General features: G+C 68.9%; 25 protein-coding genes and 1 tRNA gene. 2 read left to right on the plus strand and 24 right to left on the minus strand.

Features of this window, described 5'->3' with window-relative positions; all coding sequences use genetic code 11:
* Positions 1-5 precede the first annotated feature (5 nt).
* The 14 genes from nuoK to tpiA form a co-directional block, all read right to left on the minus strand.
* Positions 6-311: an NADH-quinone oxidoreductase subunit NuoK gene (gene nuoK, locus VDQ83_RS06620; RefSeq protein WP_145700751.1), complete on the minus strand. Its 306-nt coding sequence runs from the start codon at positions 309-311 to the stop codon at positions 6-8.
* Positions 308-961 (minus strand): NADH-quinone oxidoreductase subunit J, encoded by a 654-nt coding sequence (locus VDQ83_RS06625; protein ID WP_309913016.1) that lies wholly within the window; start codon positions 959-961, stop codon positions 308-310. Before VDQ83_RS06625 ends, nuoK begins: the two co-directional genes overlap by 4 nt.
* Before the next feature lie 9 nt (positions 962-970).
* On the minus strand, positions 971-1,459 hold the full coding sequence (nuoI, locus tag VDQ83_RS06630; protein ID WP_263397874.1) for an NADH-quinone oxidoreductase subunit NuoI: 489 nt from the start codon (positions 1,457-1,459) through the stop codon (positions 971-973).
* Between the two features lie 3 nt (positions 1,460-1,462).
* Entirely contained in the window at positions 1,463-2,554 is a 1,092-nt protein-coding gene (nuoH, locus tag VDQ83_RS06635) for an NADH-quinone oxidoreductase subunit NuoH (protein WP_455434303.1), read from the minus strand.
* Positions 2,551-4,803, minus strand: coding sequence for an NADH-quinone oxidoreductase subunit NuoG (nuoG, locus tag VDQ83_RS06640; RefSeq protein WP_455434304.1), 2,253 nt, complete (start codon positions 4,801-4,803; stop codon positions 2,551-2,553). Before nuoG ends, nuoH begins: the two co-directional genes overlap by 4 nt.
* Entirely contained in the window at positions 4,800-6,143 is a 1,344-nt protein-coding gene (gene nuoF / locus VDQ83_RS06645) for an NADH-quinone oxidoreductase subunit NuoF (protein WP_263397871.1), read from the minus strand. The genes nuoG and nuoF overlap by 4 nt, the downstream gene beginning before the upstream one ends.
* A gap of 5 nt (positions 6,144-6,148) precedes the next feature.
* Positions 6,149-6,676 carry an NADH-quinone oxidoreductase subunit NuoE gene (gene nuoE, locus VDQ83_RS06650; protein ID WP_184411164.1) on the minus strand — a complete coding sequence of 176 codons (528 nt, stop codon included), beginning with the start codon at positions 6,674-6,676 and terminating at the stop codon, positions 6,149-6,151.
* A 157-nt stretch (positions 6,677-6,833) separates the two neighbouring features.
* Positions 6,834-8,141 (minus strand): NADH-quinone oxidoreductase subunit D, encoded by a 1,308-nt coding sequence (locus VDQ83_RS06655; protein WP_263397870.1) that lies wholly within the window; start codon positions 8,139-8,141, stop codon positions 6,834-6,836.
* Positions 8,138-8,887 (minus strand): NADH-quinone oxidoreductase subunit C, encoded by a 750-nt coding sequence (locus tag VDQ83_RS06660; protein WP_455434305.1) that lies wholly within the window; start codon positions 8,885-8,887, stop codon positions 8,138-8,140. Before VDQ83_RS06660 ends, VDQ83_RS06655 begins: the two co-directional genes overlap by 4 nt.
* A gap of 34 nt (positions 8,888-8,921) precedes the next feature.
* The gene (locus VDQ83_RS06665) at positions 8,922-9,476 is read right to left on the minus strand and encodes a NuoB/complex I 20 kDa subunit family protein (RefSeq protein WP_003467428.1); all 555 of its coding nucleotides are present in this window, start codon (positions 9,474-9,476) and stop codon (positions 8,922-8,924) included.
* Positions 9,467-9,823: an NADH-quinone oxidoreductase subunit A gene (locus VDQ83_RS06670; RefSeq protein ID WP_263397868.1), complete on the minus strand. Its 357-nt coding sequence runs from the start codon at positions 9,821-9,823 to the stop codon at positions 9,467-9,469. Before VDQ83_RS06670 ends, VDQ83_RS06665 begins: the two co-directional genes overlap by 10 nt.
* 107 nt (positions 9,824-9,930) lie before the next feature.
* A tRNA-Leu gene (locus VDQ83_RS06675) sits at positions 9,931-10,015 on the minus strand.
* Positions 10,016-10,063: 48 nt separating this feature from the next.
* On the minus strand, positions 10,064-10,498 hold the full coding sequence (gene secG / locus VDQ83_RS06680; RefSeq protein ID WP_263397867.1) for a preprotein translocase subunit SecG: 435 nt from the start codon (positions 10,496-10,498) through the stop codon (positions 10,064-10,066).
* A 67-nt stretch (positions 10,499-10,565) separates the two neighbouring features.
* Complete coding sequence (tpiA, locus tag VDQ83_RS06685) at positions 10,566-11,318, minus strand: triose-phosphate isomerase (protein WP_455434306.1); 753 nt, start codon at positions 11,316-11,318, stop codon at positions 10,566-10,568.
* A gap of 112 nt (positions 11,319-11,430) precedes the next feature.
* On the opposite strand from tpiA, the gene VDQ83_RS06690 reads away from it, so the two are divergent.
* Positions 11,431-12,228 carry an SDR family NAD(P)-dependent oxidoreductase gene (locus VDQ83_RS06690; protein WP_455434307.1) on the plus strand — a complete coding sequence of 266 codons (798 nt, stop codon included), beginning with the start codon at positions 11,431-11,433 and terminating at the stop codon, positions 12,226-12,228.
* Between the two features lie 117 nt (positions 12,229-12,345).
* Here VDQ83_RS06690 and VDQ83_RS06695 read toward each other — a convergent pair whose 3' ends face one another.
* The 6 genes from VDQ83_RS06695 to trpB form a co-directional block, all read right to left on the minus strand.
* Positions 12,346-13,284 carry an isopenicillin N synthase family dioxygenase gene (locus tag VDQ83_RS06695; RefSeq protein ID WP_455434308.1) on the minus strand — a complete coding sequence of 313 codons (939 nt, stop codon included), beginning with the start codon at positions 13,282-13,284 and terminating at the stop codon, positions 12,346-12,348.
* 115 nt (positions 13,285-13,399) lie between these two features.
* The gene (gene glmM, locus VDQ83_RS06700) at positions 13,400-14,749 is read right to left on the minus strand and encodes a phosphoglucosamine mutase (protein WP_455434309.1); all 1,350 of its coding nucleotides are present in this window, start codon (positions 14,747-14,749) and stop codon (positions 13,400-13,402) included.
* Positions 14,750-14,930: 181 nt separating this feature from the next.
* Positions 14,931-15,821, minus strand: a complete 891-nt coding sequence (gene accD, locus VDQ83_RS06705) for an acetyl-CoA carboxylase, carboxyltransferase subunit beta (RefSeq protein WP_455434310.1) — start codon at positions 15,819-15,821, stop codon at positions 14,931-14,933.
* Between the two features lie 406 nt (positions 15,822-16,227).
* On the minus strand, positions 16,228-17,031 hold the full coding sequence (gene trpA, locus VDQ83_RS06710) for a tryptophan synthase subunit alpha (protein ID WP_455434311.1): 804 nt from the start codon (positions 17,029-17,031) through the stop codon (positions 16,228-16,230).
* A gap of 24 nt (positions 17,032-17,055) precedes the next feature.
* Entirely contained in the window at positions 17,056-17,289 is a 234-nt protein-coding gene (locus tag VDQ83_RS06715) for a hypothetical protein (RefSeq protein WP_455434312.1), read from the minus strand.
* A 3-nt stretch (positions 17,290-17,292) separates the two neighbouring features.
* A complete protein-coding gene (trpB, locus tag VDQ83_RS06720; RefSeq protein ID WP_455434313.1) occupies positions 17,293-18,510 on the minus strand; it encodes a tryptophan synthase subunit beta in 1,218 nt (405 codons plus the stop codon).
* A gap of 95 nt (positions 18,511-18,605) precedes the next feature.
* Here trpB and VDQ83_RS06725 point away from each other — a divergent pair, with 95 nt between their 5' ends.
* A complete protein-coding gene (locus VDQ83_RS06725; protein WP_455434314.1) occupies positions 18,606-19,496 on the plus strand; it encodes a LysR family transcriptional regulator in 891 nt (296 codons plus the stop codon).
* 465 nt (positions 19,497-19,961) lie between these two features.
* Here VDQ83_RS06725 and VDQ83_RS06730 read toward each other — a convergent pair whose 3' ends face one another.
* The 4 genes from VDQ83_RS06730 to VDQ83_RS06745 form a co-directional block, all read right to left on the minus strand.
* On the minus strand, positions 19,962-20,624 hold the full coding sequence (locus VDQ83_RS06730; RefSeq protein ID WP_455434315.1) for a phosphoribosylanthranilate isomerase: 663 nt from the start codon (positions 20,622-20,624) through the stop codon (positions 19,962-19,964).
* Positions 20,621-21,394, minus strand: coding sequence for a tRNA pseudouridine(38-40) synthase TruA (gene truA / locus VDQ83_RS06735; RefSeq protein ID WP_263397856.1), 774 nt, complete (start codon positions 21,392-21,394; stop codon positions 20,621-20,623). The genes VDQ83_RS06730 and truA overlap by 4 nt, the downstream gene beginning before the upstream one ends.
* A gap of 329 nt (positions 21,395-21,723) precedes the next feature.
* Entirely contained in the window at positions 21,724-23,745 is a 2,022-nt protein-coding gene (locus VDQ83_RS06740; RefSeq protein ID WP_455434316.1) for a FimV/HubP family polar landmark protein, read from the minus strand.
* 442 nt (positions 23,746-24,187) lie between these two features.
* Complete coding sequence (locus tag VDQ83_RS06745) at positions 24,188-25,213, minus strand: aspartate-semialdehyde dehydrogenase (RefSeq protein ID WP_455434317.1); 1,026 nt, start codon at positions 25,211-25,213, stop codon at positions 24,188-24,190.
* Positions 25,214-25,256: the final 43 nt, after the last annotated feature.

Raw genomic sequence — 25,256 nt, forward strand, 5'->3', positions numbered from 1 at the left:
ACGGGTCAGCCCTTCAGCGAATCGACTTCGGCCACGTTGATCGTGTGGCGGGTACGGAACAGCGTCACCAGGATCGCGAGGCCGATGGCGGCCTCGGCCGCGGCCACGGTCAGGATGAAGAACACGAACAGCTGACCGGCGGCGTCGCCGAGTTCGCGCGAGAACGCCACGAAGTTGATGTTGACCGACAGCAGCATCAGCTCGATCGACATCAGCAGCACGATGACGTTTTTACGGTTGAGGAAGATGCCGGCCATGCTGATGCAGAACAGCACCGCGCCGAGCGCCAACAGGTGGCCTAGGGTGATCATGGCTGGCCCTCCTGCGGTGCCGCGGCCGGGGGGGTGTGCAGCGTGGGTTTCTCGGCATCCATCTTGACGATGCGCAAGCGGTCACCGGCCTTGACCCGCGCCTGGTCGCCGGGATTCTGGGTCTTGATGCCGGTGCGCTTGCGCAGGGTCAGCATCACCGCCGCCACCACCGCCACGGTCAGGATGATCGCGGCGAACTCGAACGGCAGCAGGAACTCGGTGAACAGGACCTTGGCCAGCCACGCGATGTTGGAGGTGTCGGCGGCCTGCGCGGCGGCGTTGTCGGCCGGGAACGGGGTGGCGGTGCGCGCCTTGACCCCGATCAGGGTGACCATCTGCACCAGCATCGCCACCGCCACGATCAGGCCGACCGGCAGGTAGCGTACCCAGCCCTGGCGCAGCCGCGCGGTATCGATGTCGAGCATCATCACCACGAACAGGAACAGCACCATCACCGCGCCGACGTAGACCAGCACCAGGGTCACGCCGAGGAACTCGGCGCCCACCAGCAGCCACACGCAGGCGATGGAGAAGAAGGTCAGGATCAGGCACAGCACCGCGTACACGGAGTTGCGCACGCTGATCACCGCGCCGGCCGAGACCGCGGCGATGGTGGCGAAGATCCAGAAAGCGATATTTACCCAATCCATTTCAGGACCTCAGCGGAAGGGAGCGTCGGCGGCGCGGCGCTCGGCGATCTCGGCTTCGAGCCGGTCGCCGATCGCCAGCAGCTGCGGCTTGGTGACGATGTTTTCGCCGCGCTTCTCGAAGTGGTACTCGAGCACGTGGGTCTCCACGATCGAATCGACCGGGCAGCTCTCCTCGCAGAAACCGCAGTAGATGCACTTGAACAGGTCGATGTCGTAGCGGGTGGTGCGGCGGGTGCCGTCCTCGCGCTTGGTCGAATCGATGGTGATCGCCAGCGCCGGGCACACCGCCTCGCACAGCTTGCAGGCGATGCAGCGTTCCTCGCCGTTGGGATAGCGGCGCAGCGCATGCAGGCCGCGGAAGCGCACCGACTGCGGGAACTTCTCCATCGGGTACAGCACGGTGTACTTGGGACGGAACGTGTACTTCAGGGTCAGCCACAGGCCGCCGAGCAGCTCCAGCAGCAGCAGGCTCTTGAAGTAATGGGTGACTTTATTCATCGCTTACACGCCCTTCTGGATCACGCCGTAGAACACCATCAATGCCGTCACCGCGATCCACACGATCGTCAGCGGGATGAACACCTTCCAGCCCAACCGCATGATCTGGTCGTAGCGGTAACGCGGGAAGCTGGCGCGGAACCAGATGTAGGCGCTGGCGAAGAACAACACCTTCATCAGCAGCCACGGCCAGCCGCCGGTCCAGATCCAGTTGACCCACGGCGACACGTCGGCCGTGACCCAGCCCTGGATCGGGCTCAGCCAGCCGCCCAGGAAGAAGATCGAGACCAGGAAGCTGACCAGGATCATGCTGGCGTATTCGGCCAGGAAGAACAGCGCGAACGCACCGCCGGAATACTCGACCATGTGCCCGGCGACGATTTCCGACTCGCCCTCGACCACGTCGAACGGCGCGCGGTTGGTCTCGGCCACGCCGGACACCCAGTACACGATGAACAGCGGGAACAGCGGCACCAGGAACCAGTCGAAGAAGCCGGAGTTGCCGGCCTGCGCGGCCACGATCGTGCTCAGGTTGAGGCTGCCGGCGGCGATCATCACCCCGACCAGGGCGAAGCCCATCGCGATCTCGTAGCTGACCACCTGCGCGGCCGAGCGCATCGCGCCCAGGAACGCGTACTTGGAGTTGGACGCCCAGCCGGCCAGGATGATGCCGTACACGCCCAGCGAGGTCATCGCCAGCAGGTACAGCAGGCCGGCATTGGCGTTGGACAGCACCAGCTTGGCGTCGAACGGCACCACCGCCCAGGCCGCGAACGCCGGCGCCAGGGTGATCAGCGGCGCGATCACGAACATCGCCTTGTGCGAGCTGCTGGGCTGGATGATCTCCTTGAACAGCAGCTTGAACACGTCGGCGAAGGCCTGGAAGATGCCCATGCCCACGTACATCGGCCCGTGGCGCACGTGCATCCAGCCGATCAGCTTGCGCTCCCAGACCACGTAGAACGCCACCGAGATGATCACCGGCATGGCGATCAGCAGGATCTTCAGCACGATCCACAGGATCACGCCGATCGCGCCCAGGCCGACGAACCACTGGTGCAGCGGGTCGACCACGTTCAACAGCATCTCGTTCATGCAGCCACCACCGTCACCCGACCGGCACCCAGCGGCGCGGTCGCGCCGTGGCCCGTTTCAACCCAGGCCGCGCCCGGCGCGACCCGCTTGTCCGTCACCAGCGGCAGCGTCGCGCTGCCCGCCGCGGTACCGACCTTGACCACCTGCCCTGCGGCCAGGCCGAGCCGGGCGGCGTCGTCCGGGTGCAGCGCCAGGCTCGGCGCCTGGTTCAGCGGATGCTGCTGCAGCGCTTGGGCGCGCCGCACCACCGCATCGGTGCGGTAGATCGCCGGGCTCGCCGCCAGTTCCAGACCGTCGTCCTGCCGCGCCGGCTGCGCCGACGCCGCCGCGGCGACCTCGACCGGCTGCAGCCCGGCGCGCAGCCCGGCCAGGTCGATGAATTCGAAACCGCCCAGGCCCAGTTCGCCGCCGAGCGCGCGCAGCACGCGCCAGCCCTCGCGGGCCTCGCCCGGCAGCTTGCCGCCGGCGCGGGTGCGCTGCTCGCTGCCGCTGAGGTTGGTCAGCGTCGCCTCGATTTCCGGCAACGCGCCGATCGGCAGGATCACGTCGGCCACGTCGCGGGTGGAGGCGCAGGCGAAATGGCTGAACGCCACCACCTTGGCCCCGGCCAGCGCGGTGCGCGCCGCGGCGGCGTCGGCGAAGTCCAGGCCCGGCTCGACGCCGTACAGCAGATACGCGCTGCGCGGCTCGGCCAGCATCGCCGCGGCGTTGCGCGCACGCGGCAGCACGCCGTAGCGCGCCAGGCCCAGCGCGTTGGCGCCTTGCGGGATGCGGCACAGCGCCGCGCCGGTGGCCGCGGCGAAGTCGCGCGCGGCGGCACGCAGTTCGGCCGCCTGCGGATGGTTCTCGGCCAGCGCTCCGACGATCAGCACCGTGCGCCCGGCCGCACCCCGCACCGCCTCGCGCAGCGCGCCATCGGCCAGGCCCTCGGCGAACCTGGACGGCGCCACGATCTGGCGGCCGGCCTGGTTGAAGGCGAAATCGAAATCGACCGGGTTGATCGAATACACCCTGGTCTGGCGCTGCATCTGCGCCTTGCGGATGCGGGCGTGCAGCAGCGGCAGTTCGTGGCGCAGGTTGCTGCCCAGGATCACCACCACGTCGGCCTGTTCGATCTCCGCCAGCGGCAGGGCGAACGGTTCGGCCAGCGCGGCGTCGGAGAAGTCGCGGTTGTGCAGGCGGTGGTCGATGTTGCCGCTGTCCAGGCCGTCGGCCAGACGCGCCAGCAGCGCCCCTTCCTCGTTCGAGGTGGCCGGATGCGCGAGCACGCCGAGCGCGTCGCCACGGTTGGCCTTGAGGATCTCGGCGGCGGCGGCGAGCGCCTCGGCCCACGGCACTTCGCGCCACTGCCCGTCGATCTTGCGCAGCGGGCGCAGCGCGCGGTCCTCGGCGTACAGGCCCTGGTGCGAATAGCGGTCGCGGTCGGACAGCCAGCACTCGTTGACCGCGTCGTTCTCGCGCGGCACGGTGCGCAGCACTTCGCCGCGGCGCACGTGCAGGAACAGGTTGGAGCCCATCGCGTCGTGGTAGCCCACCGACTCGCGCGCCACCAGCTCCCACGGACGGGCGCGGAACTGGAACACCTTGTTGGTCAGCGCACCGACCGGGCACACGTCGACCACGTTGCCGGACAGCTCGGTGGTCAGCGGCTTGCCGTCGTAGGTGCCGATCTGCAGGTTCTCGCCGCGGTACATGCCGCCCAGCTCGTAGGTCCCGGCGATGTCGGCGGTGAAGCGCACGCAGCGGGTGCACTGGATGCAGCGGGTCATCTCGGTGGCGACCAGCGGACCGATGTCCTCGTCCGGCACCACGCGCTTGCGCTCGTTGAAGCGGCTGACCGAGCGGCCGTAGCCCAGCGACACGTCCTGCAGTTCGCACTCGCCGCCCTGATCGCAGATCGGGCAATCCAGCGGGTGGTTGATCAGCAGGAATTCCATCACGCTGCGCTGGTACTTCAGCGCCTTCTCGCTGCGCGTGGCGACCTTCATGCCGTCCATCACCGGCGTGGCGCACGCGGGCGACGGCTTCGGCGACTTCTCCACGTCGACCAGGCACATGCGGCAGTTGGCCGCGATCGGCAGCTTCTCGTGGTAGCAGAAGCGCGGGATCGGGATCCCGGCCTTGTCGGCGGCCTGGATGATCATCGAGCCCTTGGGCACGACCAGGGACTGGCCGTCGATCTCGACGGTCACGTGTCCCTCCGGCACCACGGCCGGGGTCGCGCCAGGATTGTTGGGTTGCGCGCTCATGCGGCGGCTGCCTCCAGCTTCTTGCCGTCAACCATCGAATGACCGTTGACGATGTAGTACTCGAATTCGTCCCAGAACTGGCGCAGGAAGCCCTGGATGGGCCATGCCGCCGCTTCGCCGAACGCGCAGATGGTGTGGCCTTCGATCTGGCCGGCCACCGTCCTCAGCTGGTGCAGGTCTTCCATCGTGGCCTTGCCGGCGACGATGCGCTCCAGCACGCGGTGCATCCAGCCGGTGCCCTCGCGGCACGGGGTGCACTGGCCGCAGGATTCCTTGTGGAAGAACTGCGAGATGCGGCAGGCGAACTTGACGCAGCACACGCTGTCGTCGAGCACCACGATGGCGCCCGAGCCCAGGCCGGTGCCCAGCGCGCGCAGCGTGTCGTAGTCCATCTGCAGGCCCTTGAGCTGTTCGGCCTTGAGCACCGGCATCGACACGCCGCCGGGCACTGCGCCCTTGAGCGTGCGGCCCGGCTTCAGGCCGCCGGCCATCTCCAGCAGTTCGTCGAAGGTGGTGCCCAGCGGCACCTCGAAGTTGCCGCCCTTCTGCACGCAGCCGGACACCGAGAAGATCTTCGGCCCGCCGTTCTTGGTCTTGCTCAGGCCCAGGAACCATTCCGGGCCGTTGCGGATGATCGCCGGCACCGAGGCGTAGGTCTCGGTGTTGTTGATCGTCGACGGCTTGCCGTACAGGCCGAAATTGGCCGGGAACGGCGGCTTGTAGCGTGGCTGGCCCTTCTTGCCTTCCAGCGACTCCATCAGCGCGGTCTCTTCGCCGCAGATGTAGGCGCCGGCGCCGAGCGCACCGTAGATGTCGATGTCCACGCCGCTGCCGAGCACGTTCTTGCCCAGCCAGCCGTTGGCGTAGGCGTCGGCCAGGGCCTGCTCGAAATGCTCGAACGGCTCGTGGTGGAACTCGCCGCGCAGGTAGTTGTAGGCCACCGTGCTGCCGGTGGCGTAGCAGGCGATGGCCATGCCCTCGACCACCGAATGCGGGTTGTAGCGCAGGATGTCGCGGTCCTTGCAGGTGCCCGGCTCGGACTCGTCCGAGTTGCACAGGATGTACTTCTGCGGCGCGCCCTTGGGCATGAACGACCACTTCAGGCCGGTCGGAAACCCTGCGCCGCCGCGGCCGCGCAGGTTCGACTGCTTGACCATCTCGATCACCTGCTCCGGCGCGATCTTCTCTTCGAGGATCTTGCGCAAAGCGGCGTAGCCACCGGTCTTCAGGTAGCTCTCGTACGACCACGGAATGTCGTAGTGCAGCGTGGTGTACACCACCTGGTGCGGCAGCGGCGCAGGGCCGACCGGACCGGTGGGAGCGTGGGGATGCTGTGCCATTGCCGTTACTCCAACCCGTCCAGCAGCGCGTCGACCTTGTCCTTGGTCAAGTGCTCGTGATAGTGGCCGTTGATCACCATCATCGGCGCGCCGGCGCAACCGGCCAGGCATTCTTCTTCGCGCTTGAGGTAGACGCGACCGTCGGCGGTGGACTGGCCCAGCTTGCAGCCGAGCTTCTTCTCCGCATGCGCGACCAGGTCCTCGGCGCCGTTGAGCCAGCAGCTGATGTTGGTGCAGAAGGCGACGTTGTTGCGGCCGACCTTCTCGGTCTCGAACATCGAGTAGAAGCTGGCGACCTCGTAGGCCCACACCGGCGGCAGCTCCAGGTACTTGGCCACGCCGGCGATCAGCTCGTCGGTCAGCCAGCCCTGGTTCTGCTCCTGCGCGGCGTGCAGGCCCTGCAGCACGGCCGAGCGCTTGCGGTCCGGCGGGAACTTGGCAAGCCAGTGATCGATGTGCGCGCGCGTCTTGTCGCTCAGCACCACCATCGGATCGACGTCGCGCGCCGCTTCGAAATTACCTGTCGCTTTCATGCGTGGAACTCCGGGACTCGGGACTGGGGACTCGGGACTCGCAAGAGCCCGCATCCGGCAGTGTCCGAACCATGAGAAAGAACAACCGCGTTTACAGAAAAGACCAGCGCAGACCCGGCTTCGCCGAGTCCCGAGTCCCGAGTCCCGAGTCCCGGCTTCATCGATCCACCTCGCCGAACACCAGGTCGTAGGTGCCGATCATCGCCACCACGTCGGCCAGCATGTGCCCGCGCACGATCGCGTCCATCGACGACAGATGGGCGAAGCCCGGCGCACGCAGGTGCACGCGGAACGGTTTGTTGGCGCCGTCGGAAGACAGGTAGCAACCGAACTCGCCCTTCGGCGCTTCGACCGCGCAGTAGGTCTCGCCGGCCGGCACGCAATAGCCTTCGCTGAACAGCTTGAAGTGATGGATCAACGCTTCCATGTCGTCCTTCATGTCGGCGCGCTTGGGCGGCGCCACCTTGAAGTTCTCGACCATCACCGGGCCGGGGTTGGCCCTCAGCCACTTCACGCACTGCTGGATGATGCGGTTGGATTCGCGCATCTCGGCCACGCGCACCAGGTAGCGGTCGTAGCAGTCGCCGTTGGTGCCGACCGGGATGTCAAAATCCACCGCGTCGTACTTGGCGTACGGCTGCTTCTTGCGCAGGTCCCACTCGATGCCCGAGCCGCGCAGCATCGCGCCGGTCATGCCCCAGCCATAGGCCTGCTCCGGGGTGACCACGCCGATGCCGACGGTGCGCTGCTTCCAGATGCGGTTGTCGGTGAGCAGGGTCTCGTACTCGTCGACCCGGCCCGGGAACGTGCTGGTGAAGTCTTCCAGGAAGTCGAGCATCGACCCTTCGCGCGCGGCATTGAGCCGCTTCAGCGCGTTGCCCTTGTGCCAGCGCGATTCCTTGTACTTGGGCATGCGGTCCGGCAGGTCGCGGTAGACGCCGCCGGGCCGGTAGTAGGTCGCGTGCATGCGCGCGCCGGAGACCGCTTCGTAGCAGTCCATCAGCTCTTCGCGCTCGCGGAACGCGTACAGCATCACCGCCATCGCCCCCAGGTCCAGGCCGTTGGAGCCGACCCACATCAGGTGGTTCAGGATGCGGGTGATCTCGTCGAACAGGGTGCGGATGTACTGCGCGCGCTCCGGCGCCTCGATCCCCATCAGGGTCTCGATCGCGCGCACGTAGGCGTGTTCGTTGCACATCATCGACACGTAGTCGAGGCGGTCCATATAGCCGATCGACTGGTTGAACGGCTTGGACTCGGCCAGCTTCTCGGTGCCACGGTGCAGCAGGCCGATATGCGGATCGGCGCGGACCACGGTCTCGCCGTCCATTTCCAGGATCAGGCGCAACACGCCATGCGCGGCCGGATGCTGCGGGCCGAAGTTCATCGTGTAATTGCGGATCTCCTGCTTGCTCTCGGCAGGACTGCTGGCGAACCCATCGTGCGCCTGCTGGTACTCGCTCACTTGGCGGGCTCCTTCTGTGCTTCGCCTGCGGCGGTCTGGTAGCGCGCATCGTCGCGGATCACCCGCGGCACGCCGACGCGCGGCTCCACCGAGGTCACCGGTTCGTAGATCACGCGCTGCTTCTCTTCGTCGTAGCGCACTTCGACGTTGCCGATCAGCGGGAAGTCCTTGCGGAACGGATGGCCGACGAAGCCGTAGTCGGTGAGGATGCGGCGCAGGTCCGGATGGCCGGCGAAGACCACGCCGAACAGGTCGAACGCCTCGCGCTCGAACCAGTTCGCGCCCGGCCAGATGTCGGTGACCGAGGCCACCACCGGCAGGTCCTCGTTCGGCGCATAGCAGCGCACGCGCAGGCGCTGGTTGTGGCGGTAGGACATCAGCTGCGCCAGCACCGCATAGCGCTGCAGCGGCACCGGCAACGGCTGGATGTCGCCGGCGGTCTCGCCGCTGGGGAACTCGCCCCAACCGAAACGGCCCATGCCCTTGCCTTCGACGCCGCGGCTGAAGCCCTGCGACGACACGTCGGCGGTATCCCACTCGTCGCTGCCGTAGCCCAGGTAGTCCACGCCGCACAGGTCGGACAACTGTTCGAAACCGAATTCGTCGCGCAGCGCCAGGCAGGTGGCGTGCCAGGCGTCGGCCGGCACTTCCAGGGTGACTTCGCCACGCGGGAGGACCACGAACATCTGGCTGCCGGGAAAACGGGCGCCGAGTCGGTCGCTAAAGGAAGATGCTTGCTCTGCCATGGGGGCTTGGCGTGCTCTTAAGAAGTAAGAGGAATCAGCGCGCGATGGTCTGGGTTCGCCAGATCTTCTTCTGCAGCTGCAAGATGCCGTAGACCAGCGCTTCGGCGGTCGGCGGGCAGCCCGGGACGTAGATGTCCACCGGCACGATGCGGTCGCAACCGCGCACCACCGAGTACGAATAGTGGTAGTAGCCGCCGCCGTTGGCGCAGCTGCCCATCGAGATCACCCACTTCGGGTCGGGCATCTGGTCGTAGACCTTGCGCAGCGCCGGGGCCATCTTGTTGACCAGGGTGCCGGCGACGATCATCACGTCGGACTGGCGCGGCGACGGACGGAACACCACGCCGTAGCGGTCCAGGTCCAGGCGCGCGGCGCCGGCGTGCATCATCTCGACCGCGCAGCAGGCCAGGCCGAAGGTCATCGGCCACATCGAGCCGGTGCGCGCCCAGTTCAGCAGCGCATCGACGCTGGTGGTCACGTAGCCCTTCTCGAGCAACGGGTTCTCGCCTTCGGGACGCAGGATGTCGTCGACCCGCCCTTCCGGGATCGGGTTGGTCATCAGGCGATCCAGGGTCTGAATCACTCCCATTCCAGCGCTCCCTTCTTCCACACGTAGATAAAACCGAGGAACAGCATGCCGACGAACAGGCCCATGGTGACCAGGGAGCGAGCGCCCAGGTCCATGAACACCTGCGTCCACGGCACGATGAAGATGATTTCCAGATCGAAGACGATGAACTGGATGGCGATCAGGTAGTAGCGCACGTCGAACTTCATGCGCGCGTCTTCGAACGCCTCGAAGCCGCACTCGTAAGGCGAGAGCTTCTTCAGGTCCGGGCGCCGGGGAGCGAGGAACCGTCCCACCAGCATCAGCGCGACGCCGATTCCGGTGGCCACGATCAGAAACAGCAGGGTCGGCAAATATTCGGCCAGCACTCGCAATTCTCTCTTGCCTGTGCCCGCGCGCGTGCCGCGCAGGCATGGGATAGACGATTCTCCAGGCAGGGACGTGACGTTCCTGCGTAGAAACCGTAGCCAAACAATGGTGCCCAAGAGGGGACTCGAACCCCTACGACCTAAGTCGCTACCACCTCAAGGTAGTGCGTCTACCAATTCCGCCACCTGGGCTTGCGTATCGCGCGCGGCATCCCGCCGCGCAACATATTGTAACCGTCTTCAGTCTTTCTGCGACGGGGCAGGCGACTTTTGTTGTGCATTTTCCGGCGCCTGCGGCGCGGGCGGCGCAACGGCGGGGGCAGCGGCCGGCGCGGTCGACGCCGGCGCCTGCGGGATCTGCAGCTCGCCGGCCGGCGCGGCCGGGGCCGGAGTCGCGGCCTGCGACATCACGCCGAGATTGGCCTCGGCCGCCGGGCGCGCGCTGTGGCCGGCATACCAGGCCATGAACAGGCTGATGGCGAAGAACACCACCGCCAGCCACTTGGTCGACTTGGACAGGAAGTTGGACGCGCCGCGCGATCCGAACACGGTGCCGGACGCGCCCGCGCCGAACCCCGAACCCGCCGCCGCGCCGGAACCGCGCTGCATCAGGATCAGCGCGATCATCGCGATCGCCACCAGCACGTAGACCACATTGAGGATGACCATCAGCATTTCGAAATCCGTCCGGACTTAAGTACGACTTGAGTAGCGAGCGGCCGCCACCGCGGCGACCGTTCGGTTAACGGGCCGCCGCGCGCGCGATGGCCAGGAATTCCTCGGCGACCAACGATGCGCCGCCGACCAGCCCTCCATCGACATCCGGCTGTGCGAACAGCTCCGCGGCGTTGTCGGGCTTGACGCTGCCCCCATACAGGAGCGGCAGCGAATCAGCGATTCTAGCATCGTGGGCGGCGACTTCGCCACGGATGAACGCGTGCACCGCCTGCGCCTGGGCCGGGCTGGCGGTGCGCCCGGTGCCGATCGCCCAGACCGGCTCATAGGCGACCACGGCCTTGGCGAAGCCCTGCACGCCGACCAGCGCCAGCACCGGCGCCAGCTGCGCGGCGATGACCGGTTCAGTATGGCCGGCCTCGCGCTGTTCCAGGGTCTCGCCCACGCACAGGATCGGGATCAGCCCGGCGTGCAGCGCGGCGGCGAACTTGCGCGCGACCAGTTCGCTGCTCTCGGCGTGGTACTGGCGCCGCTCCGAGTGCCCGACCAGGCCGTACTCGGCGCCGACGTCGACCAGCATCGCCGCCGAGACCTCGCCAGTGTAGGCGCCCTTCTCGTTGCTGCTCACGTCCTGCGCGCCGAAGCGCAGCGCATGGCCCTCGAAATCCTCGATCAGGTCGCCCAGGTAGGGCAGCGGCGGCAGGATCACCACCTCCACGCCGGCGGCGGGCAGGCCCGCGGCCACCTCCTGCACCAGCGCCGTGGCGAAATGGCGGTTGCCGTGCAGCTTCCAGTTTCCGGCTACGATCTTGCGTCGCATCGGCGCGTTCTCCGGCGAAAAAGTGCCGAAAGGATAGCCGATGCGCGGTGAGGCCCGGCTCCGCCGGCCTGCCTGCCCTCCCCCGCCCGCCGCCGATCCTTGCGAGACCCCCATGCCCCAGCCCTCCGGCCATGCCCTGATCACCGGCGCCTCCAGCGGCATCGGCCGCGAGATCGCCCGCGAATACGCCCGCCGCGGCGTGCCGCTGATCCTCAGCGCGCGGCGCGAGGCGCTATTGCAGGCGCTGGCCGAGGAACTGCGTGCGCAGGTGCCGGTGCAGATCGTGGTCGCCGACCTGGCCGACCCGGCGGCACCGGCCGCGCTGGTGGCCGAACTGGAACGGCGCGGCCTGGCGGTACGGATCCTGGTCAACAACGCCGGCTACGGCGTGCCGGGGCGCTTTCCCGACAGCGACTGGGCCACCCACGCCGCGTTCCTGCAGGTGATGGTCGGCGCGGTCTGCGAGCTGACCTGGCGCCTGCTGCCGACACTGCGCGCCAGCGGCCACGGACGTATCCTCAACGTCGCCTCGTTCGCCGCGCTGGTGCCCGGCGCCGACGGGCAGACCCTGTACTCGGCGGCGAAGAGCTTCATGCTGCGCTTCAGCGAATCGCTGGCGCTGGAGAACGCCGACCGCGGGGTTAAGGTCTGCGCGCTGTGCCCAGGCTTCACCTGGTCCGAATTCCACGACGTGACCGGCACCCGCGCGCAGATGGACAAGCTGCCACGCTGGGCCTGGCTACACGCCGACGCGGTCGCGCGCGCCGGCATCGACGGCGCCGAACACGGCCGCGTGCGGGTGGTGCCGGGGCTGTTCTACCGCGCCCTGCTGAGCCTGGTCGCGCTGTTGCCGAACGCCCTGCTGCTGCGGCTGATGCGCCGCGGCTCGCAGCGGATCAGGCCGTTGTGAAGCCGGGATTGGGGATTCGGAATTGGGGATTCGCAAAGGCGGGACGTACGCGCCGGACACAAATGCAACGCGGGAACCCGCTCTTGCGAATCCCCAATCCCGAATCCCCAATCCCTGCTATTTCAGCTTGATCTCGCGCAACCGCTCTTCCAGATAGCCCTGCGCGGTGATCGGCTCGGGATAGCGGCTGGGATTGTCGGCGCTGACGCAGGACGGCAGCACGTCGATCAGGAAATCCGGGTTCGGGTGCAGGAAGAACGGCACCGAGTAGCGCGGCTGGCGCGCCTGTTCGCCCGGCGGGTTGACCACGCGGTGGGTGGTCGAGGGATACACGTGGTTGGTCAGGCGCTGCAGCATGTCGCCGATGTTGACCACGATGGTGTCGGCGTCGGAGGTGAACGGCACCCACTCGCCCTGCTGCGACTTGACCTCCAGCCCGGCGGCGCTGGCGCCGACCAGCAGGGTGATCAGGTTGATGTCCTCGTGCGCGCCGGCGCGCACGTTGGGGATGTCGTCGGCGGTGATCGGCGGGTAGTGGATCGGGCGCAGGATCGAATTGCCCGAGTCGGTCTTGTCGGCGAAGTAGTGCTCGGGCAGGCCGATGTGCAGCGCCAGCGCGGCCAGCACGCGCGCGCCGAGCTGGTCCAGCGCCTGGTACAGGCCGTAGCCGTGCTCGCGGAAGCCCGGCACCTCGCTCGGCCACAGGTTCGGCGGCATCGCGTCGCGGTACCTGGAATCGTCGGGGATCTCGCGGCCGATGTGCCAGAACTCCTTCAGGTCGAAGTGCTTGGAGTCCTTGGCGGTTTCCACGCCGAAGGCGGTGTAGCCGCGCGCGCCGCCGCTGCCCGGCAGGTGGTACTTGCGCTTGACGTCCTCGGGCAGCGTGAAGAACGCCTTGAACACGCCGTAGGCCGCATCGATCTGCGCCTGCGCGATGCCGTGGTTGCGGATGCCGGCGAAGCCCCACTCGCGGTAGGCCGCGCCCAGTTCGGCGACGAAGGCGTCGCGGTCTGTGTCGAAGCGGGTGATGTCCAGGGTGGGGATGCGCGCAGTCATGGCGGAAACCGTAGTCGTCGTGAAAGGGAAACGCCGCGATCAGATCAGCAGGCGGTACAGCAGGTAGAAGGTGGCCATCTTGGCGATGACCACCGCAACGGCGATGGCGAACGACTCACGCCGCGTCACGGACCGCCTCGGCGAGTCGTTCCAGCGTGTCCTGCATCAGCGTGGCGTCGTCGGCCTCGACCGTGACCCGCACCACCGGCTCGGTGCCGGACGGGCGCAGGAACGCGCGCCCGCGCCCCTGCACCGCCGCCTGCGCCGCGGCCAGGGCGGCCTGCACGCTGGCCGCTTCGGCCGGGCGTGCGCCCTGCTGCAGGCGCACGTTGACGGTCTTCTGCGGCACCTTGTCCAAGCCCTGCAGCGCATCGCGCAGGCTCTGCCGCGAGCGCTTGAGCACTTCTAGCACCTGCAGCGCGCTGACGATGGCGTCGCCGGTAGTGGCGCGATCCAGGCACAGCATGTGCCCGGAGGTCTCGCCGCCGAGCACGCCGCCCTGCTCGACCAGCGCCTGGTGCACATAGCGGTCGCCGACCTTGACCCGCAGGAACGGCAGCTGCAGCGCGGCCAGGGCCTTTTCCAGCCCGTAGTTGGTCATCAGCGTGCCGACCACCGGCCCGCGCAGGCGGCCGCTGGCCTGCCAGCCGCGCGCCAGCACGTACAGCAGGTCGTCGCCGTCGACCGGATTGCCCTGGTCGTCGGCCATCAATACGCGGTCGCCATCGCCGTCGAAGGCGATGCCCAGCTGCGCGCCATGGCTGCGCACGTTGCTGGCGAGGTTGTCGATGTGCATCGAACCGACCCCGGCGTTGATGTTGAGCCCGTCCGGCGCGGCGCCGATGGCGATCACCTCGGCGCCCAGCTCGCGGAACAGCAGCGGCGCGATGTGGTAGGTCGCGCCGTGCGCGCAGTCCAGCACCACTTTGAGCCCGCGCAGGTCGAAGCCGCGCGGCACGCTGGCCTTGCAGAACTCGATGTAGCGCCCGATCGCATCGCGCGCGCGCATCGCCTTGCCCAGGCGCTCGGATTCCACGGTGGCGAACGGCGCATCGAGCGCCGCTTCGATCGCGCTCTCGGTGGCGTCGTCGAGTTTCTCGCCCTCGGCGGAGAAGAACTTGATGCCGTTGTCATAGTGCGGATTGTGCGAGGCGCTGATCACGATGCCGGCGTCGGCGCCGAGCGTGCGGGTCAGGAACGCCACCGCCGGCGTCGGCATCGGCCCAAGCAGCTGCACGTCGGCACCGGCGGCGACCAGTCCGGCCTCCAGCGCCGATTCGAACATGTAGCCGGAAATCCGCGTGTCCTTGCCGATCACCACCGTCGGCCGCGCATTGCCTGCGCTGCCGGCGCCGAGCACGCGGCCCAGCGCGTTGCCCAGGCGCATCACGAAATCGGCGGAAATGGCGCCCTGCCCGACCCGGCCGCGAATGCCGTCGGTACCGAAGTATTTGCGCGAGCTCATGGAGTCGGGACCGGGGACCGGGGACCAGGGACCGGGTAAGAGCAAAAGCCGAAGCCAGAGCGGTGCTGGCTGTACAACTGCCGGCAACCAGACGAAGCAGACAGGACGCGCAGCCCCCTGCTTTTCCCGGGTCCCCGGTCCCCGGTCCCCGGTCCCGTCACCGCCACCGCCACCGCCACCATCACGCCACCACCTCGGTCTTCGCCGGCGCCGGCTGCCGCATCATCATCGCCAGCAGTTCGGACAGGCGGTCGCGCAGTTCGCGGCGGTCGCAGATCTGGTCGATGGCGCCGTGCTCGAGCAGGAACTCCGAGCGCTGGAAGCCTTCCGGCAGGGTCTCGCGCACGGTCTGCTCGATCACCCGCGGGCCGGCGAAGCCGATCAGCGCGTGCGGTTCGGCGATGTTGATGTCGCCGAGCATCGCGAAGCTGGCCGAGACGCCACCGGTGGTCGGGTGGGTCAGCACCGACACGTACGGCAGGCCGGCCTCGCGCAGGCGCCCGAGCGCGGCCGAGGTCTTGGCCATCTGCATCAGCGACAACAGGCCTTCCTGCATGCGCGCGCCGCCGCTGGCGGAGAAGCACACGAACGGCGCGCCGATCTGCAGCGCGGTCTCCGCAGCCAGCGCGAAGCGCTCGCCGACCACCGAGCCCATCGAGCCGCCCATGAAGGCGAAGTCGAACGAGGCGGCGACCAGCGGCTGCGCCTTGAGCAGGCCCTGCATCGCGATCAGCGCGTCGTACTCGCCGGTGCTCTTCTGCGAGATCTTGATGCGTTCGCTGTACTTCTTCTGGTCCTTGAACTTCAGCGCGTCGGTCGGGCCCAGACGCGCGCCGATCTCGGTCGGCGTGGTGTCCGGGTCGAACAGCGCCGCCAGCCGCGCGCGCGCGCGGATCGCCATGTGGTGGCCGCACTTCGGGCACACCTCCAGGTTCTCCTCCAGCTCCGGCCGGTACAGCACGGCGCTGCAGTTGGGGCATTTCTCCCACAGGCCTTCGGGGACGCTGCGCTTCTTGCTGGGCGTGCTATCGGTGCGGATGCCGGAGGGCATCAATTTGCTGAGCCAACTCATGCGGAATGACGATCCAGTCGCGCGGCCCACCGGGCCGCCAAGGGGCGACAGTCTAGCGCGCCGCTAGATATCGCGCCGCAACGAGATCAAGCGGGCCGCAGCGCCACGTCAGTTGACGCACCGCAACATCACTGCCCGTCGCCGGCGCGCAATCGCCTCGCATGTCAGAGGAGCCGTGCCTCCCCGCTACGGGCGGAGCGGGCGGGCACGACATGCGCGCCACTGGCGCGCATGCCGTGAAGCGCCCGGCCATGGATGCTGGCCAAGCCGAGATGCGAGCGCAACGGCGAAGGACGGGCCAAGCCACGCAGCCCACCCTTGTCCCTAAATCCGCAGCCGAGCTGCTACCGCAAACAGCTGCCGCTCTTACCGCCAGGCAGCACCAACCGCCGGCGGATACGCGCCCTCAGCCCTGGTCCAGCGCCTGCCGCAGCGGCGCCAGGAACGCCAGCGCGCGTTCGCGCACCGCCTCTGTGTTGGTCGCCTCGGCCAGCGCCGCGACCAGCGCGCTGCCGACCACCACCCCGTCGGCGTCCACCGCCATGGCCTTGGCGCTGGCGGCGTCCTTGATCCCGAACCCGGCCACCACCGGCACCGTCGAGCGCGCGCGCAGCTGGCGCAGGCGATCGCCGGCGGCGCGGGTGTCGAGGTGGTCGGCGCCGGTCACACCGGCGAAGCTGACGTAGTACAGGTAACCGCGCGCGGCATCGCACAACAGGCCGATGCGTGCGTCGCTGGTGGTCGGCGACGCCAGCACGATCAGGTCCAGGCCGGCCGCGGTGAAGATCGCCAGGGTCTCGGCCGATTCTTCCGGCGGCAGGTCGACCAGCAGCACGCCGTCCACGCCGGCGGCCACCGCCTCGTCGGCGAAACGCGCGGTGCCGTGGATCTCGACCGGATTGAGGTAGCCCATCAGCACCACCGGCGTGGTCGCATCGTCGCGGCGGAACGCGCTGACCGTTTCCAACACGTAGGCCAGGCCGGCGCCGCGCGCCAGCGCGCGCTCGGAACTGCGCTGGATGGTGGGGCCGTCGGCCATCGGATCGGAGAACGGCACACCGAGCTCGATCACGTCGGCGCCGGCCTCGACCAGCGCATGCATCGCCGGCACTGTCGCCTCCAGCGACGGATCGCCGGCGGTGAGAAAGGGAATCAGCGCCTTGCGCGATTGCGTGCGCAGGCGGGCGAAGGTTTGGTCGATGCGGCGCATGAGGGGTCCAGGCAATGGTGAGGATCAATCGGTCGGCGGCGAATCGGGCCATGCGCTGCAGACCAGCATGTGCCGCGGCAGTTCCGCCAGCGCCTGCTCCGGCGCTTCCACATCGAAGCTATCCACGCAGCAACCGCAACCGGTGTTTTCGGAACAGGCACGCAGGTCGCCGCGCCAGCGATCCAGCCAGTCGAGCAGCAGGTCCTGCTCGCCCGGCGCGTCGATCTCGGCAATCAGCGTCGCGCGTACCCAGCGCATCGCTCAGATCCGCATGCCGTCGCGCGCGGCGATGGTGTGCACGTCCTTGTCGCCACGACCGGACAGATTGCACAGCACCAGCGCGTCCTTCGGCAGGTCGCGCGCCAGCTTGATCGACTGCGCCACCGCGTGGCTGGATTCCAGCGCGGCCAGGATGCCCTCGGTGTGCGCCAGGAGGTGGAACGCGGCCAGCGCCTCGTCGTCGGTGATGCCCTGGTAGACCGCGCGGCCGCTGTCGGACAGGAACGCGTGCTCGGGGCCGACGCCGGGATAGTCCAGGCCGGCGGACACCGAATGGGTCTCGGTGATCTGGCCGTCGTCGTCGCAGATCACGTAGGTGCGGTTGCCATGCAGCACGCCCGGGCGGCCGGCGGCGATCGAGGCGGCGTGGCGGCCGGTGGCGATGCCGTCGCCGGCCGCTTCGGCGCCGTAGATCTTCACCCCGGCATCGTTGAGGAAGGCATGGAACAGGCCGATGGCGTTGCTGCCGCCGCCGACGCAGGCGCTGATCGCATCCGGCAGGCGGCCGTAGTCTTCCAGCATCTGCGCGCGCGCTTCGCGGCCGACGATGGCGTTGAAGTCGCGCACCATGCGCGGATACGGATCGGGCCCGGCGACGGTGCCGATGATGTAGAAGGTGTCCTGCACATTGGTCACCCAGTCGCGCATCGCCTCGTTCAGCGCGTCCTTGAGCGTGGCCGAGCCGGAGGTCACCGGCACCACCCTGGCGCCGAGCAACTGCATCCGGTAGACGTTGATCTTCTGCCGCTCGATGTCGGTGGCGCCCATGTACACCACGCACTCCAGGCCCAGCCGCGCGGCCACCGTGGCGCTGGCCACGCCGTGCTGGCCGGCGCCGGTCTCGGCGATGATGCGGGTCTTGCCCATGCGGCTGGCCAGCAGCGCTTGGCCGATGGTGTTGTTGATCTTGTGCGCGCCGGTGTGGTTCAGGTCCTCGCGCTTGAGCAGGATCTGCGCCCCGCCCACTTCGCGGCTGAGCCGCTCGGCGTGGTAGATCGGGCTGGGGCGGCCGACGTAGTGCTTGAGGTCCTTGTCGTACTCGGCGATGAAGGCCGGATCCTGGCGCGCCTGGTCGTAGGCGGCGGCCAGTTCCTGCAGCGGCCCGATCAGGGTCTCGGCGACGAAGCGGCCGCCGTAGCGGCCGAAGTGGCCACTGGCGTCGGGATAGGCGTGGAAGTCGCTGATGGGGACGGAGGACATGGTGATCGCAGGCAGCAGGACAGGCCCGCACTTTAGCGCACGCGTCGCCCGGCAAAAACCGATAAAGTCTGAAGGTATCCGTCAGGAAATCTCACATGTCCAATCTGCGCCGCCTGCCCTCGCTGAACGCGCTACGCGCGTTCGAGGCCGCCGCGCGGCTGCGCAGCGTCGGCGCCGCGGCGGCCGAGCTGCACGTCACCCACGGCGCGGTCAGCCGCCAGATCCGGCTGCTGGAGGAGGAATTGGGGCTGGCGCTGCTGCAGCGCGAAGGGCGCGGCATCCGCCCGACCGCGGCCGGCGAGCGGCTGCGCGACGCGGCCGGCGGCGCCTTCGCGCAACTGCAGGACGCCGTGGCCGAGCTGCGCCGTCCCGCGCGCGCCAGTGCCCTGGTGCTGGGCTGCCCGGGCAGCATCCTGGCACGCTGGATGATTCCGCGGTTGCAGGCGCTGCAGCGCGACCTGCCCGAACTGACCCTGCACCTGTCCGCGCACGAGGGCGACTTCGCCGCCGACCTGGACGGGCTGGACGCCGCCCTGCTGCTCGGCCAGGCGCCATGGCCGGACGGCTGGCAGGTGCACGTGCTGGCGCCGGAGCGGATCGGCCCGGTGCTCAGCCCCGCGCTGCCGCAGGCACAGGCATTAGCGGCGAGCCCGCCGTCGGCGTTGCTGCAGCAGCCGCTGCTGCACACCGCCTCGCGCCCGCAGGCGTGGCCGGCGTGGGCGCAGGCGCATGGCGTGGACGCCACCGCACTGCACTACGGCACCGGGTTCGAGCACCTGTACTACCTGCTCGAAGCCGCGCTGGCCGGCATCGGCGTGGCGATCGCACCGCAGCCGCTGGTCGCCGACGACCTGGCCAACGGACGCCTGCTGGCGCCGTGGGGCTTCGCCGAGACTGGCGGGCAATGGGCGCTGTGTGCGCCGAGCGGACGCGAGGATCCGCGCATCGCCGCGCTGGCCGCGTGGCTGCGCATGCAGTTGCGTTGATCCACACGCGCGGTTCCCTCCACCGCAACGAACGGCCAGATCCGGGCATGGTGCTCGAACCGTTTGAGCGTCAACCAGCCACGGAAAAATCAAGTGGGAACCTGTGCATGTCGTCGCGCCGACTGCATGTGCCACGCAGGTGGCGCGACATCGCCGGCCAAGGCAACCAAGTGCCTGGCGGCGTGCAATGCAACCGTGTCGTCGCAGCACGACAAGCGGCATCACATCGCGTGCCGTAGCGCTGTCGATGGACATGAAGGCGATTGCGCGAACGCGCAAACAGCCGTGAAGATTGCTTCGACGCTGCGCGCTGCGCCCAAACTCCGCACTGCATAGCCACGACCGGGCTGTAGCGGGAACGCATCTCAGCTGAAGCGTTTCCTATAGCGTGCAAGAACCTACAGCTTGCCACCAAAGTTTCAGCGGACGCGCGCGTAAAAAATTCCAAGACCCACGCGCATCCATTCAACAGTTGGTGTTCAACTCATGGCAGTCGGCGCGGCGCACTTCCTCGACGAACTTGCGCATCTTGTGGCCGTCCTTGATCCCTGGCTGACTCTCGATGCCGCTGGAGACGTCGATGCCCCAGGGCAGCGTCGCCACGATCGCGTCGAACACGTTGTCGGCGGTGATGCCGCCGGCAAGCAGGAACGGCCGGTGCAGGCCGGTCGGCAGGCGCGTCCAGTCGAAGGTCTTGCCGGAGCCGCCGCCCTCGCCCGGGGCGTGGCTGTCGAACAGGAAGCCGGCCGCGTTCGGGTACTGCAGCTGCAAGGTGCGGGCGTTGATGTCGCTGCCGCCCATCGGCACCGCTTTCAGGTACGGCAGGTTGAAGCCGCGGCAGAAGCCGTCGTCCTCGTCGCCATGGAACTGCAGCAGGGTCGGCCGCACCGTGCGCAGCACTTCGCGCACTTCGTCCTTAGGGTTGTCGCGGAACAGCGCGACCACGTCCACCATCGGCGAGGCGGCCTGGCGCATCGCGCGGGCTTCGGCCGGGGCGACCCGCCGCGGGCTGCCGTGCGCGAAGATGAATCCCACCGAATCCACCCCAAGTTCGCCCGCCAGGCGGATGTCGCCGGCGCGGGTCATGCCGCAGAACTTGATGCGGGTGCGATACAGGGTTCGATTCATAGGGTGACCTCGGCCGGTAGCTTCCAGATGTCGGGGTAGAGGGGACCGACGAACACCAATCCCTGGGGCGGCGCGGTCGGGCCGGCGACGCTGCGGTCGCGCCCGGCAAGCAGTTCGCCGATCCAGGAAACCGGCTTGTCGCCTGTTCCTACCAAGATTAAGGACCCCACGATATTGCGCACCATGTGATGAAGGAATGCATTGGCCTGGACCTGGACCTCGACGACCTCGCCGATCCGGGTCACCGCGATCGACTGCAGCTCGCGGCGCGCATGCAGCGCCTGGCACTGGATGCTGCGGAACGCGCTGAAGTCCTGCTCGCCCAGCAGCGCCTGCGCCGCGGCGTGCATCGCCTCGGCCTGCAGCGGCCGCCGTTCCCAGCTCAGCGTCTGCCGGTACAGCGCCGGGCGCACCTGGCGGTTGAGCAGGCGGTAGCGGTAGCGCCGCGCGCGCGCGGAGAAGCGCGCGTGGAAATCGTCCGCCGCCGGCACGCACCAGCGCACGCACACCGAGGCCGGCAGCCGTGCGGTGGCGCCGAGCATCCAGCCGCGCGGCGCACGCGGCGCATCGCAATCGAAATGCACGACCTGGCATTCGCCGTGCACGCCGGCGTCGGTGCGTCCGGCGCAGACCACGCTCACCGGCGTATCGGCCACCGACGACAACGCCGCCTGCAGCGCCGCCTGCACGCTCGGCCCACCCGATTCGCCGAGCTGCTGCCAGCCCTGGAACTCGCTGCCATCGTATTCCACGCCCAACGCATAGCGCATGGCGACCTACTCCGACACTACGTGCGGCGCGGATGCGAGCGGCCAGGGCGCTGCGCTGTGGCGTGCGCGATGCCGCTGCGGCATGCGCTGCCGAGCGGCGGGAGCGCTGGCCGTTCGCAGGTGCGGCAGCGGCATGGAGATGCCAGCCGGTCGGCCGGCAGCGCCGACATCGCGCATGCGACCGGCTTTGGCCAGGCAACGCGCCGCCGGCCGGGAGCTTGCGCTGCGTGCCACCGGCAGCGTCCTGTCGAGGAGGTGTTCGCGCATCGTCGCATTCCCTGTCGAAGCAGGACGGCGGCGGCGCAGCCGCCGCACGCCGTCCGCGGGTCTCAGCCCAGGCGCCCCAGCAGTTGCAGGGCCTCGGCACGTGCCGCCGGATCGCCGCCGGCCGCCACTTCGGTCAGCAGGGTGCGCGCGGTCTCGTTGTCGCCCAGGTCCATGTACGCCACCGCCAGCTCCAGGCGTTCGCGGCCGATCGGCGGATAGGCCGGCGCCGGCTCGGCGATCGGTTCGGCGGTCGCCGGCAACTCCTCTTGGTGCCAGGTCGGTTCGTGGCGTGCCGCCGCGGCGGCGACCGGCGTCGGCGCCAGCACCGGCGGCGGCTGCCGCCATGGTTCGTCGGCGTCGGGCGATGCCTGCGGCGCAGGCGCGGCCTCGAGGTCGGAATGCGGCGCGACGTACGGACGCTGCGTTGCCGGCATGTCGTCCGCGTCGTCGTGGCGCTGCGCATGGCCGGCCAGTTCGCGCTCGAACGCCTGGTCCTGGTAGGCCGGATCCTGATAGGTCCGGTCCGCGTCCGCGTCGTCTTCGGCCGCGTCGCGCGCGTGTTCGTCCAGCGGCGGCAGGTCCGGCGCGTCCACCTCGCGATGCGCGACCACCGGCACCGCCGCGGCCAGTTCCGCCGTGTCGTAGCCATGCCGCGGCAGTGGCGGCAAAGGCGAGGGCTTGCGCCGGCGCGACAGCAGCAGCGCACCGATGCCCAGCACCAGCAGCGCCAGCCCGCCCCACAGCCACAGCGGCCAGCCGTTGGACGCCGGCGTCGGCGCGGGTTGCGCCTGGGCCTGGGTCTGCCCGGCCTGGCCCAGGCGCTTCTGCGCCGCGGCCAGGTCGCTGTCCTTCAGCGCGATCAGTTGCTGCTGCTGGGCCTTGAGCTTTTCCAGCTGCTCGACCCGCGAGCGCAGTTCCTGGACCTCGGCATCGCGTGCCGCGAGGTCTTCGCGCGCCTGCTGCAATTGTTGAGTCGCCACCATGTCTCCCTCGTCGCCGGCACCGGTGCCGGACTTGGTTCCCGCGTTGTCGCGTTGCGCCGGCACCGCCGGCGCGATTTCCAGGCGTGCGCCCGATGCCGCAGTAGCGGTCGCGGCGGCCGCCGATTTGGCGGCGGCCGGCGCGGCGGCATCGGCCTGCTGCGCCTGCGCCGGTTGCGGCACCGGCGCGCGCGCCTGGCGCCACTGCGCGGCCTGCTCGCGGACGATGGCCGTGGCGGCGGCAGCATCGAGGCCGGCCAGTTCCTCCTGGCGCGGCGTGCGCAGCACCGCGCCCTGCTTGAGCAGGTTGACGTTGCCGCGGATGAATGCATCCGGATTGGCGCGCAGCAGCGCGACCATGGTCTGGTCCAGCGAATGGCCGCTGCCGCGCGCCAACTGCCCGGCGATCTGCGACAAGGTCTGTCCGCGCTGCACCGGGGCCAGCGCGTCGCCGGGTGCGGCGACCGGGGCCGGCGCGCTGCGCACCGGCGCGGCGGGTGCGGCAGGCAGTGCCGGTGGCGGCGTCGGCGTGCTGGCGGCCGGCGTCGGCGCCGGCAACGGTTCGCTGCGGACGATGCGGTCGGACGGCACCGCGGCCGCCGGCGCGTCGATCGCCGGCGCATCGATCGCCGCGGCGGTGTTGGGCGCGTCGACCAGGGCAGAATATTCGCGGATCAACCGGCCCTGGCCCCAATCGACTTCGATCAGGAAGCTCAGCGACGGCACCTCGACCGGCATCCGGCTGCTGACGCGGATCACCGCGCGGCCCTGGTTGGTCTGGGCGAAACGGAACTGCAGGTCGCCGACCAGGCCGTCCGGCCGCTGCAGCCCGACCCGGGCGAAGGTCGCCGGCGAGGCCAGCGCCACGCGCGCGTTCTCCAGTTCGCCGGGCTCGTTGGAAATCACCGGGATCTCGGCCAGGAACGGCTCGCCCGGCTTGGACAGCACGCGGATGTCGCCGAGCCCCAGGGCCAGCGCGGCCTGGCTGCAGGCCAGCAACAGCAGCGCGCACGCTGCGCGCCAGCCGCGGCGCGGTCCGAATGCAATGGAAGTGCCGTCGCCGCCATGGCGGCGGCGGCGGAAGAAGCGTGGTTGTAGGCGCATCACGCCCCTGCCCTTGGTGTCATGGCGTGCAATATAGCCGTTGCCCTTTGGATTGTGGCGTTCGTCTACGCGGCTGTGCGACGGAGCCTGTGCAGTGACGCGCCGCCTTACTCCCTTCTCCCAGCGGGAGAAGGTGCCCCGAAGGGGCGGATGAGGGTACGGGCGAAGCCTCATGGAATCGAAACAGTGCGAGGGCTTCGCCCCGTACCCTCACCCCCGACCCCTCTCCCGAAGGGAGAGGGGAGTCTCGGCTTCGCTTGTTGTGCTGCGCGCTCGGGCACCCTTCCCTTCTCCCACCGGGAGAAGGTGCCCCGAAGGGGCGGATGAGGGTACGGGCGAAGCCTCATGAGACCGAAACAGTGCGAGGGCTTCGCCCCGTACCCCGTACCCCGTACCCTGCCCCTGCCCCTGCCCCTCTCCCAATGGGAGAGGGGGGCATCGCTTAGCCTTCCTGCGCCACCAGCTCGGCCAGCTGCACCGCGTTGAGTGCGGCGCCCTTGCGGATGTTGTCGGAGACGATCCACAGGTTGAGGCCGCGCGGATGCGAGATGTCCTCGCGGATGCGGCCGACGTAGACCGCGTCGTTGCCGGACGCGTGGGTCACCGGGGTCGGATAACCGCCGGGCTTGCGCTCGTCGACCACTTCCACGCCGGGCGCGGCGGCCAGCAGCGCGCGCGCCTGCTCGGCGCTGACCTTGCGCGTGGTCTCGATCGCCACCGCTTCGGAGTGGCCGTAGAACACCGGCACGCGCACCGCGGTCGGGTTCACCTGGATGGTGTCGTCGCCGAGGATCTTGCGCGTCTCCCAGACCAGCTTCATCTCTTCCTTGGTGAAGCCGTTTTCGAGGAAATCGTCGATGTGTGGGATCAGGTTGAACGCGATCTGCACCGGGAAGCGCTGCGGATCGATGGCCTGGAAGTTGAGCAACTGGCCGGTCTGCTTGCCCAGTTCTTCCAGCGCCGAACGGCCGCCGCCGGACACCGACTGGTAGGTCGCCACGTTGATCCGCTCGATGTTGTATTCGCGGTGCAGCGGCGCCAGCGCCACCAGCATCTGCATGGTCGAGCAGTTGGGATTGGCGACGATGCCGCGCGGACGCTGCTTCAGCGCCTCCGGGTTCACTTCCGATACCACCAGCGGCACGTCGTCGTCGTAGCGGAACGCGGAGGAATTGTCGATCACCACCGCGCCGGCGGCGGCGAACTTCGGCGCGTATTCCTTGGAGATGCCGCCACCGGCGGAGAACAGCGCGATGTCCACGCCGGTCGGGTCGAAGCTGGCCAGGTCGAGCACGGTGACCTTCTGGCCCTTGAACTCGACCTGGCCGCCGGCCGAGCGCTCGGAGGCCAGCGGGTACAGGGTGGCGATGGGAAAATCGCGCTCGGCGAGGATGTTCAGCATGGTTTCGCCGACGGCGCCGGTGGCGCCGACGACGGCGACGTTGAAACGACGGGATTCGTTGCTCATGGGAGATTGTTCGATCGAGTAGGAGAAAGGGGGAACAGCCGCA

It is taken from the genome of Xanthomonas sp. WHRI 7945, from assembly GCF_035026585.1.

Coding starts and splice junctions, on each gene's coding strand:
- VDQ83_RS06740 (WP_455434316.1), bottom strand. CDS start 23,745: ATGCGCCTACAACCACGCTTCTTCCGCCGCCGCCGCCATGGCGGCGAC.
- nuoG (WP_455434304.1), bottom strand. CDS start 4,803: ATGAGCGCGCAACCCAACAATCCTGGCGCGACCCCGGCCGTGGTGCCG.
- nuoK (WP_145700751.1), bottom strand. CDS start 311: ATGATCACCCTAGGCCACCTGTTGGCGCTCGGCGCGGTGCTGTTCTGC.
- nuoI (WP_263397874.1), bottom strand. CDS start 1,459: ATGAATAAAGTCACCCATTACTTCAAGAGCCTGCTGCTGCTGGAGCTG.
- accD (WP_455434310.1), bottom strand. CDS start 15,821: ATGAGTTGGCTCAGCAAATTGATGCCCTCCGGCATCCGCACCGATAGC.
- trpB (WP_455434313.1), bottom strand. CDS start 18,510: ATGTCCTCCGTCCCCATCAGCGACTTCCACGCCTATCCCGACGCCAGT.
- trpA (WP_455434311.1), bottom strand. CDS start 17,031: ATGCGCCGCATCGACCAAACCTTCGCCCGCCTGCGCACGCAATCGCGC.
- secG (WP_263397867.1), bottom strand. CDS start 10,498: ATGCTGATGGTCATCCTCAATGTGGTCTACGTGCTGGTGGCGATCGCG.
- VDQ83_RS06715 (WP_455434312.1), bottom strand. CDS start 17,289: ATGCGCTGGGTACGCGCGACGCTGATTGCCGAGATCGACGCGCCGGGC.
- VDQ83_RS06745 (WP_455434317.1), bottom strand. CDS start 25,213: ATGAGCAACGAATCCCGTCGTTTCAACGTCGCCGTCGTCGGCGCCACC.
- VDQ83_RS06730 (WP_455434315.1), bottom strand. CDS start 20,624: ATGAATCGAACCCTGTATCGCACCCGCATCAAGTTCTGCGGCATGACC.
- VDQ83_RS06725 (WP_455434314.1), top strand. CDS start 18,606: ATGTCCAATCTGCGCCGCCTGCCCTCGCTGAACGCGCTACGCGCGTTC.
- nuoF (WP_263397871.1), bottom strand. CDS start 6,143: ATGGCACAGCATCCCCACGCTCCCACCGGTCCGGTCGGCCCTGCGCCG.
- VDQ83_RS06690 (WP_455434307.1), top strand. CDS start 11,431: ATGCCCCAGCCCTCCGGCCATGCCCTGATCACCGGCGCCTCCAGCGGC.
- truA (WP_263397856.1), bottom strand. CDS start 21,394: ATGCGCTATGCGTTGGGCGTGGAATACGATGGCAGCGAGTTCCAGGGC.
- VDQ83_RS06660 (WP_455434305.1), bottom strand. CDS start 8,887: ATGGCAGAGCAAGCATCTTCCTTTAGCGACCGACTCGGCGCCCGTTTT.
- nuoE (WP_184411164.1), bottom strand. CDS start 6,676: ATGAAAGCGACAGGTAATTTCGAAGCGGCGCGCGACGTCGATCCGATG.
- VDQ83_RS06665 (WP_003467428.1), bottom strand. CDS start 9,476: ATGGGAGTGATTCAGACCCTGGATCGCCTGATGACCAACCCGATCCCG.
- tpiA (WP_455434306.1), bottom strand. CDS start 11,318: ATGCGACGCAAGATCGTAGCCGGAAACTGGAAGCTGCACGGCAACCGC.
- VDQ83_RS06625 (WP_309913016.1), bottom strand. CDS start 961: ATGGATTGGGTAAATATCGCTTTCTGGATCTTCGCCACCATCGCCGCG.
- nuoH (WP_455434303.1), bottom strand. CDS start 2,554: ATGAACGAGATGCTGTTGAACGTGGTCGACCCGCTGCACCAGTGGTTC.
- glmM (WP_455434309.1), bottom strand. CDS start 14,749: ATGAGCTCGCGCAAATACTTCGGTACCGACGGCATTCGCGGCCGGGTC.
- VDQ83_RS06695 (WP_455434308.1), bottom strand. CDS start 13,284: ATGACTGCGCGCATCCCCACCCTGGACATCACCCGCTTCGACACAGAC.